This is a genomic window from Flavobacterium branchiophilum NBRC 15030 = ATCC 35035 (assembly GCF_002217205.1).
Lineage (GTDB): Bacteria > Bacteroidota > Bacteroidia > Flavobacteriales > Flavobacteriaceae > Flavobacterium > Flavobacterium branchiophilum.
The window spans coordinates 1-1,568 of record NZ_MUGT01000208.1 but is presented as its reverse complement, the minus strand read 5'-3'; the positions used below and the strand labels follow the sequence as shown (position 1 = coordinate 1,568).

At 35.5% G+C, this 1,568-nt stretch carries 1 protein-coding gene; it reads right to left on the bottom strand.

The features are described 5' to 3' along the window. Positions 1 to 280: 280 nt before the first annotated feature. Positions 281 to 1,568 (bottom strand): Fe-S cluster assembly protein SufD (gene sufD / locus B0A58_RS15865; RefSeq protein ID WP_106408037.1); only part of this gene is annotated, 1,288 nt, incomplete at its 5' end.

Sequence of the window (1,568 nt, the reverse complement as noted above, 5' to 3'; positions counted from 1 at the left end):
TTAAAATTTATGTGAACCGAAAAAAGTGTTTTCTTGAAATTGAAGGGTTCAAGAAAGTTTATAGAACGAATGTTTTCCTATTTTAATGCTATATTTCTTTTGAAGTTGGGGTTGCGTTAGGGATTGTAGTGGAAATCCTTTTTTGGTAAAGCCCCCCTTTCGGAGGGGAGCTTTACCAAAAAAGATTGCAACGGAAAGCCCGACCCGTAGGGGAACGCCCAAAAATTAAAAAACGTTTCCATTGTTGTATAGAAACGTTTTTTGTTTTTGTTTTCAAAATTTATAAATCAAAGCCCATGTTTACATTGAGTTTATCAGCTATGATTCTTGCTATTTTTGCTTTCAATTCAGGGATTTTTATGCTATTGGTTACTTCGCTGGTAAAGGCATACATCAACAAGGCTTTGGCTTCTTTTTTGGGGATGCCTCGTTGTTGCATATAAAACAGGGCACTTTCGTCTAGCTGACCTATGGTGCATCCGTGGGAACATTTTACGTCATCGGCAAAAATTTCCAATTGCGGTTTGGCATTGATAGTGGCTTTGTCGCCAATTAAAATGTTATTATTTTGCTGGAAAGCATCGGTTTTTTGAGCTTCTTTTTCTACAAAAATTTTACCATTGAAAACACCTGTTGCACTATCATTAAGTATGGTTTTGTAGTTTTGATGGCTTTCGCAATTGGGCTTGGCATGCTGTACTAAGGTGTAATGATCCACATGTTGCTTGTCGCCAATAATGGTAATTCCTTTGAGAGTAGAATCAATTCGTTCACCTTGATGGTAAAAATTCAAATTGTTACGAGTAATGTTGCCACCAAATGAAAACGTATGCACTGCAACATGGCTTTCTTGTTTTTGGGCAATATATGTATTGTCAATCAAACTAGCGGTTTGCAAATCGTTTTGCACTTTGTAATAATCAACTATAGCTCTTTTTTGAGCAAAAATTTCGGTAACTGCATTGGTTAAAACGGGATTGCTATTCAAACTTTGATGTCTTTCAACGATTTGTACATAAGCATTTTCGCCCACAATAACCAAATTTCGGGGTTGTACCATTAAAGCCGCTTCGTTTCCTGTTGAGAAATAAATAATCTCAATAGGTTTTTCAACTACTTTACTTTTTGGGATATTTATATAAGCTCCTTCCAATGAAAATGCAGTGTTTAGCGAGGTTAAACTTTCTTCCTTACTTGCAATTTGATTGAAATAGGTATCGATAATCATTTTGTATTTTGGTTTGGTCAAAGCCGAAGACATCAAGCAAACGTCTAGTCCGTCATGTGTCGTTGAAGACAAATGTGAGCTAAAAACACCGTCTATAAAAATAACTTTATAGGTGTCAATTTCGTGTAAAAAGTACTTTTTGACATCTTTAAATTCGATGGCATTTTCTTTTTTTGGAAAAACTGAAAAATCGTTTTTCAATAATGCATTAAGCGAGGTATATTTCCAGGCTTCTTCTTTTTTTGTTGGAAAGCCTTTGTTTTCAAAGTTTTTGATAGCCGAAGTACGCAAATCGTGAAGTTCTGTTTGAACATCTACCCGCTCTTCAAATGCCATAAAC